Genomic DNA, 16,711 nt, shown 5'->3' with positions numbered 1-16,711 from the left:
TTTATTAAAAGATTTTAACTGTTACTTAGCAGCGTTTTTCTTTTCAGTAACTTCTTTACGGATATCCGTAGCAATTACTTTTAATTGTTGCATAGCATTACGCAACCTTGTGCCGGCTGCTTTGTTGCCTTTTTCATAAAAGCTTGCCGCATCAGCTTCTGCTGCTGCGATTACTTCTTTAACTTTTTCGAAATTGATCATCTTTTTATTTTTTAAGGCCTCAAATGTAGGGATTATAAGTTTACACGCAAATGATAATACTTCCTCTTCTGTAAATTGACTATTTAGCCTTTAGTCGGAAGTTCTAAGTATTGATTGAAAAAATGAACGCTGACTTCCTGCTTAAGACTTAATACTTCCAACTTATTTAACCGCCCATTCATGAATTCCGGTTGAATTGTCGACAGGCAACTGAATTTCCATGCGTAAAGCTGTTGTAGCAACAGGTTCAAATGTAACCACGTTAAAACTATCTTTACTTACGGTATACGGTGTGGTGTTTTTTACCGGAACCCATTGACCGTCTTTTTTATAAAGGATTTTGTATGATACCGGGATCCGGCAGCCACCCCAGGGGCCATCATCATACCAATAAACTTTTGACTCACTTACAGTGTGTTCGGCATCAAAATCATACTGCACAAATTCGTTGGTGTTTTTAGCCGGCCACCAGTGCAGGTATGGGTAATTGGTATCTTTTGAGTCGGCAGGCTCATACTGATCTTTTATGGCAGCAAACATTCTTACATTTTTTAATGAAGCACTTACTTTGCTGGTGCTGGCGATGGTTGGCGCCGGTTTAGGGCGTACTGCCGAAGCTTCGTATGGGATCCAAACCGTCATTTCGCTTGGCCCGCGGTTGGCCCAGGCATAGTAGGGGATAGCCTTTACCATTTGATCGGTTTGTAAAATACTGTCGGTTTTAAGCTGACGTTTGGCGCTTTTTCCTTCAGTACTGATCACATCAACGCCATTAAGCAGGTCGGCATGGTAATTGGCATCAGCAATAGCGTTTTTATTGATCAGGATGTTTTGTACCAGGCTATCTTTATTATCAGGCCCTTCAAGGCAATAAACAATAGGGCCGCGCTCAAAGGCAAACCGGCCACGGTCATCTTTAACCTGTTGATTAGCTAATACCTTTTCAGTTTCCATTGGTAATAAAAGTGAAACCTTGTCGCCTTTTTTCCAGGTGCGTTTTAATACGGCGTAACCTTTTTCTGTTTCAAAGGATTTTGCCTGCCCGTTGATCATCAGCGTAAGCGGGAAGGACCTTTTATCCATAAAGGCATACAGATCGCCGGGTACAGGTTGCTGTTTCGCCCAGCCCGGAATACGGATCCGTAAGGTAAATTCGCCGGTTTTATCAGGGTTAACGGTAATATCAACCTTGCCTTTCCATGGGTAATCGGTTTGTTGTACAATGTTCACGTTACCCTCGGTAAGTTTGATATTACTTGAGTTACTCATGAACAGGTTGATGTATAGGTCGTTTTTATTTTTAGCATAAACATAACCCGGTAATGAAGGCAAAAAGCGGGTCATGTTGCTGATACAGCATGCACAGCTGATCCAGGCGCTGCGCTGATGCTGAAACATAGATGCAAGCGGGTTAGGGTAAAAGAACCTGTTACCACTTAGCGATACGCCCGATAACAGACCGTTATACAACGTACGTTCCAGTACATCGATGTATTTTGAATCGCCATGCAGCAAAAACATCCTGTTGTTCCAGTAAACGTTGCCAATGGCCGCACAGGTTTCGGCATAGGCCGACATGTTAGGCAACTGGTAGGCATCGCCAAAAGCTTCGCCGGCACCTGTTGCACCGATACCGCCTGTTATATATAGCTTTTTGGTAACAACATCGCTCCAGATATCATCAATAGCTGTTAAATATTTGGTATCTCCGGTGAGTGCCGCAATATCGGCCATGCCGGTGTACATGTAAGCGGCGCGTACGGCGTGACCTTCGGCTTCGTGCTGGTCAATTACTTTTTTATCGGCCTGGTTGTAGGCATCGCCTTTTGGCCCGCGTACATCTAAAAAGAATTTGGCCAGGTCAAGGTATTGCTTGTTGCCGGTAACACGGTACATTTTTGAAAGCCCGATTTCTACTATCTGATGGCCCGGGTATTCTTCAATTTTACCCGGCCCGAAGGTTTTAACCAGTAAGTCGGCATTTTTTATGGCGATATTGAGCAGCGTGTGTTTGCCGGTTGCCTGGTAATGTGCAACGGCAGCCTCATAAAGGTGGCCGGCGTTGTACAACTCGTGGCTTAATATTTCTTCATTCACCCAGCGTTTGTCGCCTATCCACTCATGCGGTTTTTTAGCATTAACGGTTCTGAAAGTATACAGGTAACCATCCGGCTCCTGGGCTGCACCAATAATACTGATGAGGCTATCTATTGATTTATCAAGCTCAGGATTTTTCTTGTTCTGCATAGAATAAGAAGCGCCCTCAATGGCTTTGTATACGTCGGTATCATCAAACGGGAATTCGCTTAGCTTGTCGCCATCCAGCTTTTTTGCCGCGCGTAAAAAGTTGTCTATACGGCCATTGGCCTTACATTGCGCCAATACGTATGGGATAGTAACGGTAGCGTTCACCTCCATTTTGGGCTGCCAGAAGTTATCATTTACATGTACGCTGGTGAAGGCGACCGGCTGGATAGGATAATCCTTTTGCTGTGCCAACAACGGGCCTGTAAGCGCCGCTAATGACAGGGCAAGTACGCCGGCAACTTTTTGTTTATTGATCATGATATTCAAGTTCGTTTAATTTCAAATTAGTTTTTAACCATGCGGGTACCATAAATCGGCCCTGCACTGTTCTCTTTTTGCGGCAACAGCTTTACAGTAACCTTTTGCTTGCCTTTTGTTAGTTCAATAGGCAGGGTGTAGCTGATATCGTAAAAACGGCTTTCCTTGTATTGGTTAAGGTCTTCGGTAGCCAGTTTTACACCATCAATCAGGACATCAAATTTTCTGCCGCGATTATCCATGCCCCAGTAGCTATTGATGAGGGTATTTTGCGCATTGGCGTCAACCTTCATTTCATATTGCAGAAAGCCCCCGTTCTCTGTCGACCGCCATTTCTTTTGGTGATCTTCGCCGGTGGTGGCGTTTTCACTTGTGAAGTTGTGATCGCGCTCGGGTTGCATTTCGCCTACACGTAAAATGTCCATGGTGCGGGCTTCCAGTTCCTGTTGTTTTTTCCTTTGCTCGTCATAGGCTTTTTGCTGTACAACCCAAGCTTGAGGTGTAAATACGTCCCAATAAACAGAATAGTATTGATTTTGAGTTTGATTGAACGGGATCAGCGTAACTTCCTCCGGTTTTGAAACATTCACTGTACGGAAGCTTAGCTGTTTTTTATCAACCATTTGTAGCCATTGGTTAGGATCTGTTTCGCTGGTTACAAAAACCGGTACACCTTTCAGCGGATCGGGCTCTGTATTGCCCAAATCACCGGCAAGTAATACTGGACCGTAAAATACCGCACGCCTGTTGGCATTATCCGGCATGGCTTCGGTATAAAGCTTTTCAGGGGTAGTGAACTCAATTTTATCGTTATTGCTCCATTTACGGTTTAAAACAATATAACCCTGGTCATCAGTAGTAGCGGTTTGCGCTTTACCGTTAATGCTGATGGTTGCATTGCTGGTCCACCTTGGTTTACGGATGTGGATAGCCATCATAAGCGGCTTCTTAGTGTTTACCGTAAACGAGATATGATCATCATTAGGGAAACTGCTTTGCTGTTTTACAGACAGGCCTTTTGCCGACCAGTTAAGCACCGATGGGATAAACAGGTTTACGTATAAACTGCCATCGGCGCCTTTAAAATAAATGCTTTCGTTGTATTTAACATGGTTTTCCATGCCCGAACCAACGCAGCAGGTAAAATCATCAAACGGGGTACTGTAATGCTTGGTGCCGCCCATACGCAATGGTACAAAGTAGCACATCATCCCGTCAGTGTGATTTTGCGAGGCCAGGATGTGGTTATACAAGGCCTTCTCATAATAATCCATCAGCATTGCCGAAGGTGCTACTGTAAACAAATGCCGGGTTAGTTTCAACATGTTGTATGTGTTGCAGGTTTCGGTTGTGTTTTCAGTAAGTTTATCGTTCAGCTTGTCAGCATCGCTCAGGTATTCATAATTGCTGTTGCCTCCTGTAGCGTATGAGTGATGGTTAACAATGGTTTCCCAAAAGAAATCGGCTATGGCTTTGTCTTTTTTATCGCCGGTAAGCTCATACCTGCGTGCGCTGGCTATTATCTTAGGGATCTGGGTGTTTGAATGCTTGCCCGGCAGTATATCCTGTTTTTGAGATAAAGGATCGAGGATCTTTTTATCGTAGAATTTATATGATAGCTCCAGGTATTTTTTATCAGCAGTAATTGAATATAAGTTAGCAAGCGTTTCGGCCATGCCGCCATATTCGCATAGCAGCATTTTTTGAAGCTTTTCGTCATCAAGGTTTTTGATGGTTTCGCCAGTCCAATCGGCCATTCCTTTGCATACTTTCAAGGCTTCAGCATTGTTGCAATATAAATAAGCATCAAGCAAGCCTGCCATGATCTTATGCACGGTATACCATGGCGACCAGCCACCATTTAAATCGAAGCCGCGTGAACGGATCTCGCCTTTGGCAACCTCGGCCCAAATGGTGTCTTCTTTAGGAATAGCGCCCACATACCCGGTTTTACGAGCTACCTGGCATTCATCAAGCTCTTTAACTATATAGTTTACGCGTTTTAAAAATTCAGGATCGCGGGTTGATGCGTAGTGCATGGAAATAGCCGACAGGTAATGCCCCAGCGTGTGGCCGGCCAAACCTGATGATTCCCAGCCTTCGTACATTTTGCCTTTAGGTGTAAGGCCCGAGTGCGAACGGAAGGCCGAAAGCAACCTGTTGGGTTCTATAGATAATAAATAGGTAACATCGGCATCCATTGCTTTTTTAAAAGGGCTCTCCAGTAATTGAACATCCTTTAAATTAAATGAATAAGCTTTAACCGGTACCACCGGCTTTATCTTTACCCGGGTATCGTTCAACTCGGGTACGTAGGATTGTGCCTGGATAGTTTGTGCCCCTGCTAAGCAGGCTGCGAGGCATAAGTTCAATTTAAACCACTTTTTTATTAACATGATATGTTTGTGTAACGGTAAGAATAACTTTTAACTAAATTAGTGTGCTTTGCACAATTATTTTGAATGATATTTTGCAGTTGATAGCAGGATTTTATCTGGTTTTTTAATACACAGATTATTTATAGTAAGTTTCTTAGTAAGGCCCGGTATTAATTATCAATATATTAACGTTTTAATGGGTTTTTATATAAATATAATATCAAATTAATGCTATTGTAACAGTAATGTTAAGATACGGGCAGTATTGGCAAATTTCATAAAAAAACAGGGGGCGGCTCGCCGATAGTTTTACGTGTCTGGAATACAGCATGTAATATATAGTTTTTAACCCCAAAATTTAATTTATGAAGTTTAAACAATTACTAAAGAGGTTCATTTTGCCTTTACTGAGTGTGTTTGTGTTTTGTTACAGCACATACGCGCAAACAGTAACATTAAAAGGAAAGGTAACCGACGAGAAAGGCGGGCCTATAATTGGCGCTTCCGTTAAAATAAAAGGTACAAGCGCGGGTTCTGTTACCAATGGCAGCGGTATGTTTAGCCTTAACTATACCGGGCAGGGTACACTTATTGTAACCGCTATTGGTTTTACCACGCAGGAAGTTAAATTAACCGGTCAGGCACAAATTAACGTGGCTCTTGCCGAGGATAACAAAGTGCTGAACGAGGTTGTAGTAACCGCATTGGGCATAAAACGCGACAAAAGGATCTTAACCTATAGTTCTCAGGAGGTAAAAGCCGAATCGATTGCGCAGTCAAAAGAACCCAACCTGGTAAATGCTCTCGCCGGCAAGGTAGCAGGTGTGCAGGTTACAAGCTCATCGGGTACGCCGGGGAGTTCGGCAAGGATAGTAATCAGGGGGGCAACTTCATTTTATGGCGAAAACGGGCCTCTGATGGTTATTGATGGCGTTCCTGTTGATAACGCTGAAACCGGGAACCTTAACTCAGGGCCCGGTACGAACAGGTTAGCCGACATTGATCCATCTATTATTGCCAGTATGAACGTTTTGAAAGGAGCGGCAGCAACAGCTTTATATGGTTCAAAGGGTGCCAATGGTGTAGTTATTATAACCACAAAAAATGGCGCTTTAAATCAAAAGCCGCTGATAACTTTTTCTTCTGATTTTTCTTTTGAAAACCCGTTGTTACCGCAAATCCAAAACAAGTACTCGCAAGGTACAAATGGTATTTATTATGATGGTGTAACTAAAAAAACAAGTACATCATGGGGAGCCGAAATGGACACCCTGAAGATAAACGGCCAACCTGCAAAAGTTTATAACCAGTCTGATCTGTTTTTTAAAACCGGGCATACTTACAATAACACTGTAAACATTGGCGGCGGTAGTAACAGTTCTACTTACTTGGTTTCATATTCTAATTTCAACCAGCAGGGAACCGTACCAACAACTAAATTTTTACGTAATACATTTTTTGCCAAGTATAGCGCTCAGATACTCAAAAACCTGAATACAACGTTTCAACTGAATTATTCCAACTCGCAAAATGACAGGCTGCCTGAAGGCTATGCCCTGGAAAGCCCGGTTTGGACAATTTTTACGGCACCGGTATCATACAATCTGCAGCCCTATTTAAATGCAGATGGTACGCAGCGTTTATATCGTTTCTCGCGCAATAACCCGTATTGGGTGTTGGATAACATCAAAAACCATTCGGGCGTTAACAGGTTTTTACCAACTTTTACTGCCGATTATAAACCCCTGCCATGGTTAACCATTACCGAAAGGTTTGGTGCCGATGTTTATGCGGAAATGGACAGGTACCATGAATCAACCCAGTCGGTGTCGAACCCTAATGGTAGGCTGGTTGACCAAAACCTCACTTATCGCCAGTACAATAATGATTTATTGATCAGCGCTAATAAGCAGTTTGGCGATTTTAATGTAGATGTTGTGTTGGGTAATAACCTCATCTCAACCTATGGCGAATATACATATGCCAATGGCGTTGGGTTAACTGTACCTGGCTTATATAACATGTCATCCGCTTCAACCGTGAGCTATGACGAAGGATCGAAACTGAAAAGAAAAGTTGGCTTTTACTTCCAATCCAACGTTGAATATAAGCGTTTTCTGTTATTATCATTAACCGGAAGATATGATGGCAACTCAGTGCTTTCAACAGCGCACAATTTTTACCCTTATGGTTCTGCTGCAGGCAGCTTTATATTCTCGGAATTTTTTAGCCCCGAATTTTCAAAGGTCATGAACCTTGGTAAGATAAGGGTTTCATACGGTACGGTAGGTAATGACGGGGGGATTGATGCGTATAGCTTGCTAACCCCATATAATAAAGCTACCATTCGGAACCTTGCTTTCCCATATAACCAGCAGGCCGGTTTTTTAATCAGCGATGTGCTTGGGAATCCTAATCTTAAAAATGAGCGTATTAACGAGTTTGAAGCCGGTTTTGAAGCTGGTTTCTTTAATAACAGGATTAGTCTTGAGGCTTCATTCTACAGTAAAAAAACAAATGGTGGTATCATACCCAGCGTAGCACTCCCCCCGTCAACAGGTTACTCTGCAACAAGCGTAAACTCGGCGGTGATGCGTAACAGGGGTATTGAAGTATTGTTAAATGTAAACCCAATAAAAAGCCGCGATTTTAACTGGGACCTTACTTTGAATTTTACACGTAACAGAAATAAGGTGCTGTCTATTTTTGGCGATCAAGAGATTATACCTAATGGTTTTACCAACATTGTTAAAGGGCAGCCATATGGGGTGATATACGGAACCCGTTACGCCCGTAACGCGGCCGGTAAATTATTGATTGATGATTCTGGTTTACCATATGCCGATGATACCCAGGGTATAGTTGGCAATATTAATCCCAACTGGCTTGGCGGTATCAGCAACAACTTCAGATATAAACAATTCAACTTCAGTTTCTTCTTTGATATCAAACGCGGCGGCGACATCCAGAACAATGTTGACGGCTACGGCTATTTCTACGGCACGCCAAAAGTTACCGAAAACCGTGGTTTAAGAGTAGTCGATGGTGTAAATGCCACTACAGGTCAGCCAAATACCATAGCCGTCAATGGCCAGGCTTATTATCAGCGCGCAAACGGCGTGTTGGAATCTGTTATCCAGGATGGCAGCTATGTTAAACTGCGTAATGTTAGCTTAGGTTATACTTTAAAACCATCATGGTTAAGCAAAAGTCCTTTCAAATCGGCAACATTTAGTGTAACCGGCCGCAACCTCTGGATCCATGCACCGCACTTTACCGGCGGCGACCCGGAGGTTAGCTCGTTTGGCTCATCAAACGGTTCGCAGGGTATTTATTCATTCTCAACCCCAACTTCAAAATCAGTTGATTTTAGCCTGAGAGTTACCCTATAATTTTAAATCACTAATAAGAGAAATTGTCATGAAAAATAAATATATCACGTTAATAACATGCGCGTTGGTAAGCTTTACGGGCTGTAAAAAATACATTGATGTAAACCACGATCCCAACAGGCCGACAGATGTTAAAGAATCACTGATCCTGGCCCCTGTAGAAGCTGCCATATCACAAAATATCACCGCTGGCGGTAACCTTCCGATAGTATTACAACAATACCTGCAGGTAATTGCTTTAAACCAGGTACCACCGAATTTTGGTACTTACCTCATGTACCATCAGGATATGGATACCGACTGGTATAACTTTTATACGCAGGTAATGAACAACCTTGTTCTGCTAAATAAAAAAGCAGAGGCAGATGGAAACGCAAATTACGCAGCCATATCGAAGATTTTACTGGCTTATACACTTGGCGCAGCTACTGATGTTTGGGGCGATGTTCCGTTTTCAAAAGGTTTTCAGGGTATAGCCAACGTTACACCAACTTACGACAGCCAGGAATCTGTGTATGCGCAAATCCAAACCCTGCTTGACAATGCCATTGCCGACATTGCCAAAAACAGCACCACGGTACCATCTGGCGATGATTTTTACTACGCCGGCGATATGAGTAAATGGAAAAAGGCAGCATATACATTGAAAGCGCGCTATTACATGCACCTCACCAAAGCCCCGGGACATACAGCCGCGGCCCAGGCACAACTTGCCCTTACCGCTCTTGAAAACGGCATGGCAAGTAATGATGATGATATGAAGATGCCTTTTGCTGGCGGTGCCGGTGCCGAAAACCCATGGCAGCAAAACTTTCTGCCGGGTTCAACGCTGGTATTAGCTTCAACGTTTGTTGATGGTTTTGCAGCCAGGAAAGATCCACGCGTATCCAAAATGGTGGCGCCTGCAATTGAAACCGGCCTATATACCGGAAGGATAATCGGCTCGGACGATATTGGTAGTTTGGAATCGTACTCATTAGGAGGCTCTTTCTATGCAAGTACAAGCTCAAATAACTATATTGTTACTTATTCGGAAGCGCTATTTTTAAAGGCCGAAGCTACATTTGTAATATCGGGGGCAACGGCGGCGCAGCCGGTTTATTTGCTGGCCGTTAAATCGCACATGTCAAAATTGGGTATTGCTGATGCAGACGTGGCTACGTACCTGGCTTCAAGAGGAACATTGACCAGTGCTAATGCTATGCAACTCATTATTGAAGAAAAGGTTGTGGCCAACTTCCTGTCGATGGAGAACTACACTGATTGGAGGCGTACAGGTTATCCGGCTTTAACCAAAGTAAAAAATGCCTTGTCGGATATTCCGCGCAGGGTACTGTACCCACAGTCAGAAATGACCTCAAACCCTCAGCCGCAGCAAAACGCCAAGCTTACCGACAGGGTTTGGTGGGATGCTCAATAGGCATTATTTAGCAGGCAATAGGCATGTATTTGACGTTATTGGTTAAAATATGGTTAGTGTCTGCTAAATTGTTAAATAAACGATAATAAGTACTATTTTAACTTTGTGAAAAATAATATACAATGATAACTTTTGATTGGAAAGGCGTACTCCCTGCAGTAACTACTAAATTTACAGATAATGACGAACTTGATTTTGACGCTTTTGATATAAACCTGAACGCCCAGCTCGAAGCTGGTGTTGACGGTTTTATATTAGGAGGCTCATTAGGCGAAGCAAGCGTTTTAAGCGACGACGAAAAATTTGCTTTGCTTGCCCACACTGTTGAGTTTGTTAATGGAAAAGTTCCTGTTATACTGAACATTGCTGAGCAAACTACCAAGGCAGCTGTTGCTTATGCTCAAAAAGCATTTGATAAAGGTGCTGATGGTTTGATGTTGTTACCACCTATGCGTTACAACAGCGAAGCCCGTGAAACAGTTGCTTACCTTACAACTATTGCAAAAAGTACCGAACTGCCAATCATGATCTACAACAACCCTGTTGATTATAAGGTTGAAGTTACCTTAGATATGTTCGCTGAACTTGCTGCTTATGATAATATCCAGGCGGTAAAAGAATCAACCCGCGATATATCAAACGTTACACGTATGATCAACCGCTTTGGCGAAAGGTTCAAGATTTTTACCGGTGTTGATCCGCTGGCTATGGAAAGCCTTGTGATGGGTGCTGACGGCTGGGTTGCCGGTTTGGTTGATGCCTTCCCTAAAGAAACCGTTGCCATTTACCGTTTGATAAAAGCTAAAAGGTATGATGAGGCCCTGGCTATTTACCGTTGGTTTTTACCGGTGCTTGAGCTGGATATCCATCCTAAACTGGTACAATACATTAAACTGGCCGAGGTTGCAACCGGTATTGGTACCGAAAATGTACGTGCGCCGCGCTTGCCGTTAATTGGTGCAGAGCGCGAAAAAGTTCAAAAAATCATCAACGACGCACTTGCTGCAAGGCCCGAATTGCCTGTTGGAAGCTGGGGTAAATTGACAGAGGTAGCGTTATAATATCATATGGCAAGTAAAACTTTCTTTTGTGTTGATGCTCATACTTGCGGTAATCCCGTAAGGCTGGTGGCCGGCGGCGGTCCCACACTAAAAGGCGACAACATGAGCCAGAAACGTCAACACTTTTTAAAGGAGTACGACTGGATCAGGACAGGCCTGATGTTTGAGCCCCGCGGACATGATATGATGTCGGGAAGTATCCTGTATCCGCCTCACGACCCGGAAAACGATGTTGCTGTTTTGTTCATTGAAACCAGCGGTTGTTTACCAATGTGCGGTCACGGAACTATCGGCACCATCACTATAGCTATTGAGGAAGGACTGATCCAGCCTAAAACTCCGGGTATTGTGCGGATGGAAGCTCCTGCAGGTCTGGTATTGATCGAGTACAAGCAGGAGGGCAAAAAGGTAACTTCAGTAAAACTCAGGAACGTGGCCGCATATCTTGCCGCGACTGATTTAGAAGTGGAATGTCCTGACCTTGGCACGCTTACTATCGACGTTTCGTATGGTGGTAACTACTATGCCATTGTTGATCCTCAGCCTAATTTTAAAGGTATCGAACATTATACAGCCGGTCAGCTGATAGCCTGGAGCCAGGTGCTGCGTAAGCGCATTAACGAAAAATACCAGTTTGTGCATCCGCAGGATCCTACTATCAATACCTGTACGCATATCCTTTGGGCAGGAGCAACCTTATCGGCAGATGCAACTGCCCGTAATGCAGTATTTTATGGCGATAAAGCTATCGACAGATCTCCTTGCGGAACCGGTACCTCAGCCCGTATGGCGCAATGGTTTGCCAAAGGTAAACTGAAAGTAGGTGAGCCTTTTATACATGAAAGTATCATCGGCAGTAAGTTTATTGGCAAGGTTGAGGATGTGGTGAAGATCAATGATATCGACGCCATTATACCAAGTGTAGAAGGCTGGGCTAAAGTATATGGTTACAATACCATCAAGATTGATGATGACGATCCTTATGCTCACGGCTTTCAGGTGATATAACTGGAATAGTCTTAAGTCTTGAGTCGTAAGTCTGAAAAGCAACTTTTAACTTACGACTCAGGACTTTCATGTTCCCTCAGGGTCTCTCGCAGAGGACCCTGAGGGTCACCGCTTTCTAAACATCTAACAAGTATTCAGAACAGCGAATCTGTATGGCGTATACATCAGGGTCCTCTTTGAGAGACCCTGATGGGACGTTTAAAAAAGAATTATTAACAAGCTTTCGGCGTTCAGCCTTAGGCTTTTAGCTTAAAATAAAAAATGGCAAAGCTGCTGATAATAGGAGGTGGGATAGTAGGGCTTAGTTCGGCTTATTATTTACAAAAGGCGGGACATGAGGTTACTGTGCTTGATAAAGGCGATATGACCGATAGCTGCTCATACGGAAACGCCGGTATGATAGTGCCAAGCCATTTTATCCCGCTGGCAACGCCGGGTATGGTTTCGCAGGGTATCAAATGGATGTTCAACAGTAAAAGCCCGTTCTATGTAAAGCCGTCCTTAAATCCCGAACTGATTTCCTGGGGATTGAAGTTTTTAAAGAAAGCCAATGCTGTGCATGTTGAAAAATCGGCGGTTCCGTTAACGGAGCTTTCCCTGCTCAGCAAAAAGCTTTATGAAGATTTGAGCAAGGAACCTGGTTTTGATTTCGACCTGGTTGAAAAAGGCATCCTGATGTTTTATAAAACCGAAAAGGCTGGCGAGGAAGAAGCGCACATGGCCGAAAAGGGCAGGGAATTAGGTTTGGATATGGCCGTGCTTAGTGTTGATGATTGCAAAAAGCTGCAGCCAAAGCTTGAGCTTGATGTGTTGGGTGCGGTACATTACCGCTGTGATGCGCACCTTTCGCCCAATAAACTGATGGCCGCATTGATCAAACATCTGAAAGCCGCTGGTGTAAAGTTGCTTACCAATAAAGAGGTAACTAAAATTGAAACCAAAGATGGTAAAGTGAGTAAGGTATTGGCAGGCAATGAAGAGTTTACAGCCGATGAATATATTATCGCTGGCGGCTCATGGTCGCCGGCTATTGGCAGGCTGTTGGGTTTAAAGATCCTGTTGATGCCGGGTAAAGGCTATTCATTTAATGTAAAGGATAACAGCGAAACCATGCACATTCCGGCTTTATTAGCCGAAGCCCGTGTTGCTATTACCCCAATGAATGGCGGCTTGCGTTACGGCGGTACTATGGAGCTTGACAAGATCAACGACCGTATCAACATGAACCGTGTAAAAGGCATTGTAGAATCAGTGCCGAAATACTTCCCGGGTTTAAAACCTGCTGTTCCTGAACAAAAAGATATCTGGTTCGGTTTCCGGCCTTCATCTGCAGATGGATTGCCTTATATTGGCAGGAGTAAACAATATAGCAACCTTACTGTAGCAACCGGACATGGTATGATGGGCTTGAGCCTTGGCGCGGCAACTGGTTTGCTGGCAAACGAAATTATTTCGGGCAAACCAACCTCTATTGATATTAAAGAATTTGCTCCTGAAAGATCTTAATTTAAACAATTGATTACCCTTCCGGCTTGCCGGAAAACGGAACCGCTCATTCACCCCTGATGAGCGGTTTTTTGCGCTAACAGGAGCACGTTTTATTACCTGTATCATAAAAAACAGGTTAAAAAACGGGTTTTCTGCGTAAAATGCATAGTTAGTGTAAAATGTACAATAGTTGTATTGTATACAATTAAAAATATTTTATTCGGCCAAATATTAGCTGTGGTGACTATAATTTTGATTTTAATTGTTTATATAACATTTAATTTACTTTCTATTTATTGGATAAAGATGGGTTTTTCGGTCAATTTTGGTACCTGTATCAACCATAAATTATCAAATATTGCCCGTATTTTATCCTTTTAACTTCATTTGTTAGCAAATTAAGTTAAGTAATTGTAAATTCAACAAGTGATAATCAAGTAGCAGATGAAAGTTTTACAATTTACTATCCCGGTTCCGCACGATAAAAGTGTGATAGCAGAAAAGGTCTGTTTGCCTTACCATTACCCCTACCTGCACCGTCATAAGGAAATTCAGCTCACCTGGATCCAGCAGGGAGAGGGGACTTTGATTGCAGGAAATAACATGCATGATTACTCTGCAGGCGATTTGTTTTTAATCGGCGCAAACCTGCCGCATGTGTTTAAAAGCAACCCCGAATATTTTGCTCCTAATGCCAACAAACAAATCGAAGCGCTTACCATATTTTTTAATCCTGAGGGCGCACTGGCTCCGTTGTTTAATTTGCCCGAGTTAAAGCCAAGCCTCATATTTATGCAGCAGCACCAGCAAGGCTTTAAATTGCCGCATTCTGTTGTTGATAAAGTATCGCAGATCATGATCGCTTTGCAAAAAGCATCAGGGCCTGATCAGTTGATCCAGTTTTTTCATTTGCTTAAAGGGCTTACCAATATCAAGGGTAAACTTGACCCTTTATCAACTTACGGCAACCTGCCGGGCATTACCGAAAATGAAGGGATCAGGATTGGTAATATTTATAACTATATTATGCAGCACTATAGCGAACCCATTACACTTGAGGATGTGGCTAAAGTTGCTTATATGACTCCCGAGTCGTTTTGCAGATATTTCAAAAAGCATACCGGTCATACTTTTATTTCATTTCTGAACGAGATCAGGATCAATGAGGCCTGTAAAAAGCTTATCGCTCATAAGTTTGAAAGTATTAATACGGTAGCTTACAAGTGCGGTTTTAAAAGCATTACCAACTTTAACCGGGTGTTCAAATGCGTAATTGGTAATTCGCCACGGGGCTATCTCGACTCATATAACAACAATCTTATCAGCCTGAACAGGGCTGCCAGCTAATACAACGGCTTTAATCTTTTTACCTCAAACCCAATATATCGTGCTTATTAATACTAAAACAACCATAAAAGGTTTGGCCCTTTATGCCCTTACTTTTGGTGCCCTTACTGCAAATGCGCAAACTGCTCCGGCCGGCAATTTGTATGAGCAAAGCAGCGAAGTAGCCGGTACCATCATCAGGTACGGGCAGGATATGAATGCCATCCGCGACTTTTATTCGCCCTATAACGTTAACGAGCGCGGCGAAGATCAGTACAAACAGGATGTGCTTAACTCGCCCGAACAGCGTAAAAGGTTAATTGAGGTTGATAATGATTACCTGAAGCAACTGGAGCAAACAGACTTTAATGCCCTGAGCATATACGGCAAGGTTGATTATATCTTGCTGAAAAAGCGTATTAACTTTGATCTGAAAGACCTGAAGAAGGAAGAAGGCCTGTACAGCCAGGCCGCCAAATATATTTCATTTGCCGATGAGATATACGCGCTTGAACAAAAACGTCGTCGCGGAACATTTGTGGATGGTGAAAAGATTGCAGGCGATTTGAACAAGATCCTGAAAGAACTTAAAGCCGATACAACAGCGTATCACAAACTTCCATCGGTGGATATGCCGGTGGCTAAAGTAACCAAAGCTGCTTTATTGGGTTTAAAAGGCCGTTTAAAGGACTTTTTTGGTTTCTATAATAAATACGACCCTTCGTTTACCTGGTGGGTGCCTGAACCTTATAAAGCCGTTGATAATGCGTTGGAAAGGTACAGCGAGCTGGCCATAAGCAAAGGAAAGCTGAATACCAGTCAAAAAAGCGATAGCAGCGGAATCAAAGGTGTGCCTATTGGCAGGGAAGAGTTGATAAGCCAATTACAGGCCGAGATGATCCCTTACACGCCCGAAGAGCTTATCAAGCTTGCCAATAAGGAGTTTGCCTGGTGCGATAAGGAAATGCTGAAAGCATCGCAGGAAATGGGTTTTGGCAGCGATTGGAAAAAGGCCCTCGAAAAAGTAAAAAACAGTTATGTGCCGGTAGGTCATCAACCCGAACTAATTGTTAAACTATACAATGATGCCCTTAGCTTTATCAAAGAGCGCGACCTGATCACGATACCGCCGCTTGCCGAAGAAACCTGGGGAATGGTGATGATGTCGCCGCAAAGGCAGTTGGTTAACCCGTTTTTTACCGGTGGCAAGGAGATCAGTATCTCGTACCCAACCAATACCATGCAGTATGACGACAGGCTGATGAGCATGCGCGGCAACAACCCTTACTTTTCGAGGGGCACTGTGCAGCATGAGCTGATCCCCGGTCATAACCTGCAATATTTTATGAACAGTCGCTACAAAGCTTATCGCCAGGATTTCGGGACACCGTTTGCCATTGAAGGCTGGGCTTTATACTGGGAACTGCTGTTGTACGATAAAGGCTTTGCCAAAACTCCTGAAGAGCGGGTAGGTATGCTGTTTTGGCGCATGCACCGTTGCGCCAGGATCATATTCTCGCTCAATTATCATTTAGGCAACTGGACACCACAGCAATGTATCGACTTTTTGGTTGACCGTGTGGGCCATGAACGAGCCAATGCAGAAGGAGAAGTAAGGCGTTCGTTTGAAGGTGGCTACAGTCCGCTTTACCAGGTAGCTTATCTGCTGGGTGGTTTACAACTAACAGAATTGAGGAAAGAACTGGTTGATAGCGGAAAAATGACCTATAAGCAGTTTCACGATGCTGCCATTAAAGAAAACCTGATCCCGGTTGAGATGCTTCGTGCCACACTGACTAACCAGGCTTTAACTAAAGATTTTACAACAAGCTGGAAGTTCTACGACTTCGGAGACAAATAGTTAATAAAACA

General features: G+C 43.4%; 10 protein-coding genes. 7 read left to right on the top strand and 3 right to left on the bottom strand.

Annotated features, from left to right (window positions below):
- Positions 1-21: 21 nt before the first annotated feature.
- The 3 genes from ACEN9X_RS03175 to ACEN9X_RS03165 all read right to left on the bottom strand — a co-directional run bounded on the left by ACEN9X_RS03175 (position 22) and on the right by ACEN9X_RS03165 (position 5,162).
- Positions 22-201: a histone H1 gene (locus tag ACEN9X_RS03175; protein WP_413669031.1), complete on the bottom strand. Its 180-nt coding sequence runs from the start codon at positions 199-201 to the stop codon at positions 22-24.
- 162 nt (positions 202-363) lie between these two features.
- Positions 364-2,766: a beta-L-arabinofuranosidase domain-containing protein gene (locus tag ACEN9X_RS03170; RefSeq protein ID WP_413669030.1), complete on the bottom strand. Its 2,403-nt coding sequence runs from the start codon at positions 2,764-2,766 to the stop codon at positions 364-366.
- 26 nt (positions 2,767-2,792) lie between these two features.
- Positions 2,793-5,162, bottom strand: coding sequence for a beta-L-arabinofuranosidase domain-containing protein (locus ACEN9X_RS03165; protein WP_413669029.1), 2,370 nt, complete (start codon positions 5,160-5,162; stop codon positions 2,793-2,795).
- 347 nt (positions 5,163-5,509) lie between these two features.
- On the opposite strand from ACEN9X_RS03165, the gene ACEN9X_RS03160 reads away from it, so the two are divergent.
- The 7 genes from ACEN9X_RS03160 (at position 5,510) to ACEN9X_RS03130 (ending at position 16,700) form a co-directional block, all read left to right on the top strand.
- Positions 5,510-8,536, top strand: coding sequence for a SusC/RagA family TonB-linked outer membrane protein (locus ACEN9X_RS03160; protein WP_413669028.1), 3,027 nt, complete (start codon positions 5,510-5,512; stop codon positions 8,534-8,536).
- Between the two features lie 28 nt (positions 8,537-8,564).
- A complete protein-coding gene (locus ACEN9X_RS03155) occupies positions 8,565-9,956 on the top strand; it encodes a SusD/RagB family nutrient-binding outer membrane lipoprotein (RefSeq protein WP_413669027.1) in 1,392 nt (463 codons plus the stop codon).
- A 122-nt stretch (positions 9,957-10,078) separates the two neighbouring features.
- The gene (locus ACEN9X_RS03150; protein ID WP_413669026.1) at positions 10,079-11,017 is read left to right on the top strand and encodes a dihydrodipicolinate synthase family protein; all 939 of its coding nucleotides are present in this window, start codon (positions 10,079-10,081) and stop codon (positions 11,015-11,017) included.
- 6 nt (positions 11,018-11,023) lie between these two features.
- A complete protein-coding gene (locus ACEN9X_RS03145; RefSeq protein ID WP_413669025.1) occupies positions 11,024-12,025 on the top strand; it encodes a 4-hydroxyproline epimerase in 1,002 nt (333 codons plus the stop codon).
- A gap of 261 nt (positions 12,026-12,286) precedes the next feature.
- On the top strand, positions 12,287-13,531 hold the full coding sequence (locus ACEN9X_RS03140) for an NAD(P)/FAD-dependent oxidoreductase (protein ID WP_413669024.1): 1,245 nt from the start codon (positions 12,287-12,289) through the stop codon (positions 13,529-13,531).
- A 426-nt stretch (positions 13,532-13,957) separates the two neighbouring features.
- Positions 13,958-14,860: an AraC family transcriptional regulator gene (locus tag ACEN9X_RS03135; protein WP_121230305.1), complete on the top strand. Its 903-nt coding sequence runs from the start codon at positions 13,958-13,960 to the stop codon at positions 14,858-14,860.
- Between the two features lie 40 nt (positions 14,861-14,900).
- Positions 14,901-16,700 (top strand): DUF885 family protein, encoded by a 1,800-nt coding sequence (locus tag ACEN9X_RS03130; RefSeq protein WP_413669023.1) that lies wholly within the window; start codon positions 14,901-14,903, stop codon positions 16,698-16,700.
- The last annotated feature ends 11 nt before the right edge of the window (positions 16,701-16,711 follow it).

Source organism: Mucilaginibacter sp. Mucisp86 (assembly GCF_047324315.1).
Classification (GTDB): domain Bacteria; phylum Bacteroidota; class Bacteroidia; order Sphingobacteriales; family Sphingobacteriaceae; genus Mucilaginibacter.
Note: the sequence above shows the minus strand (reverse complement) of the source record. Positions and strands in the feature narration are given on the sequence as shown.

Excerpts from the sequence above, each read along its gene's own strand:
- ACEN9X_RS03175 (WP_413669031.1), bottom strand. The coding sequence starts at position 201 with ATGATCAATTTCGAAAAAGTTAAAGAAGTAATCGCAGCAGCAGAAGCT.
- ACEN9X_RS03170 (WP_413669030.1), bottom strand. The coding sequence starts at position 2,766 with ATGATCAATAAACAAAAAGTTGCCGGCGTACTTGCCCTGTCATTAGCG.
- ACEN9X_RS03165 (WP_413669029.1), bottom strand. The coding sequence starts at position 5,162 with ATGTTAATAAAAAAGTGGTTTAAATTGAACTTATGCCTCGCAGCCTGC.
- ACEN9X_RS03160 (WP_413669028.1), top strand. The coding sequence starts at position 5,510 with ATGAAGTTTAAACAATTACTAAAGAGGTTCATTTTGCCTTTACTGAGT.
- ACEN9X_RS03155 (WP_413669027.1), top strand. The coding sequence starts at position 8,565 with ATGAAAAATAAATATATCACGTTAATAACATGCGCGTTGGTAAGCTTT.
- ACEN9X_RS03150 (WP_413669026.1), top strand. The coding sequence starts at position 10,079 with ATGATAACTTTTGATTGGAAAGGCGTACTCCCTGCAGTAACTACTAAA.
- ACEN9X_RS03145 (WP_413669025.1), top strand. The coding sequence starts at position 11,024 with ATGGCAAGTAAAACTTTCTTTTGTGTTGATGCTCATACTTGCGGTAAT.
- ACEN9X_RS03140 (WP_413669024.1), top strand. The coding sequence starts at position 12,287 with ATGGCAAAGCTGCTGATAATAGGAGGTGGGATAGTAGGGCTTAGTTCG.
- ACEN9X_RS03135 (WP_121230305.1), top strand. The coding sequence starts at position 13,958 with ATGAAAGTTTTACAATTTACTATCCCGGTTCCGCACGATAAAAGTGTG.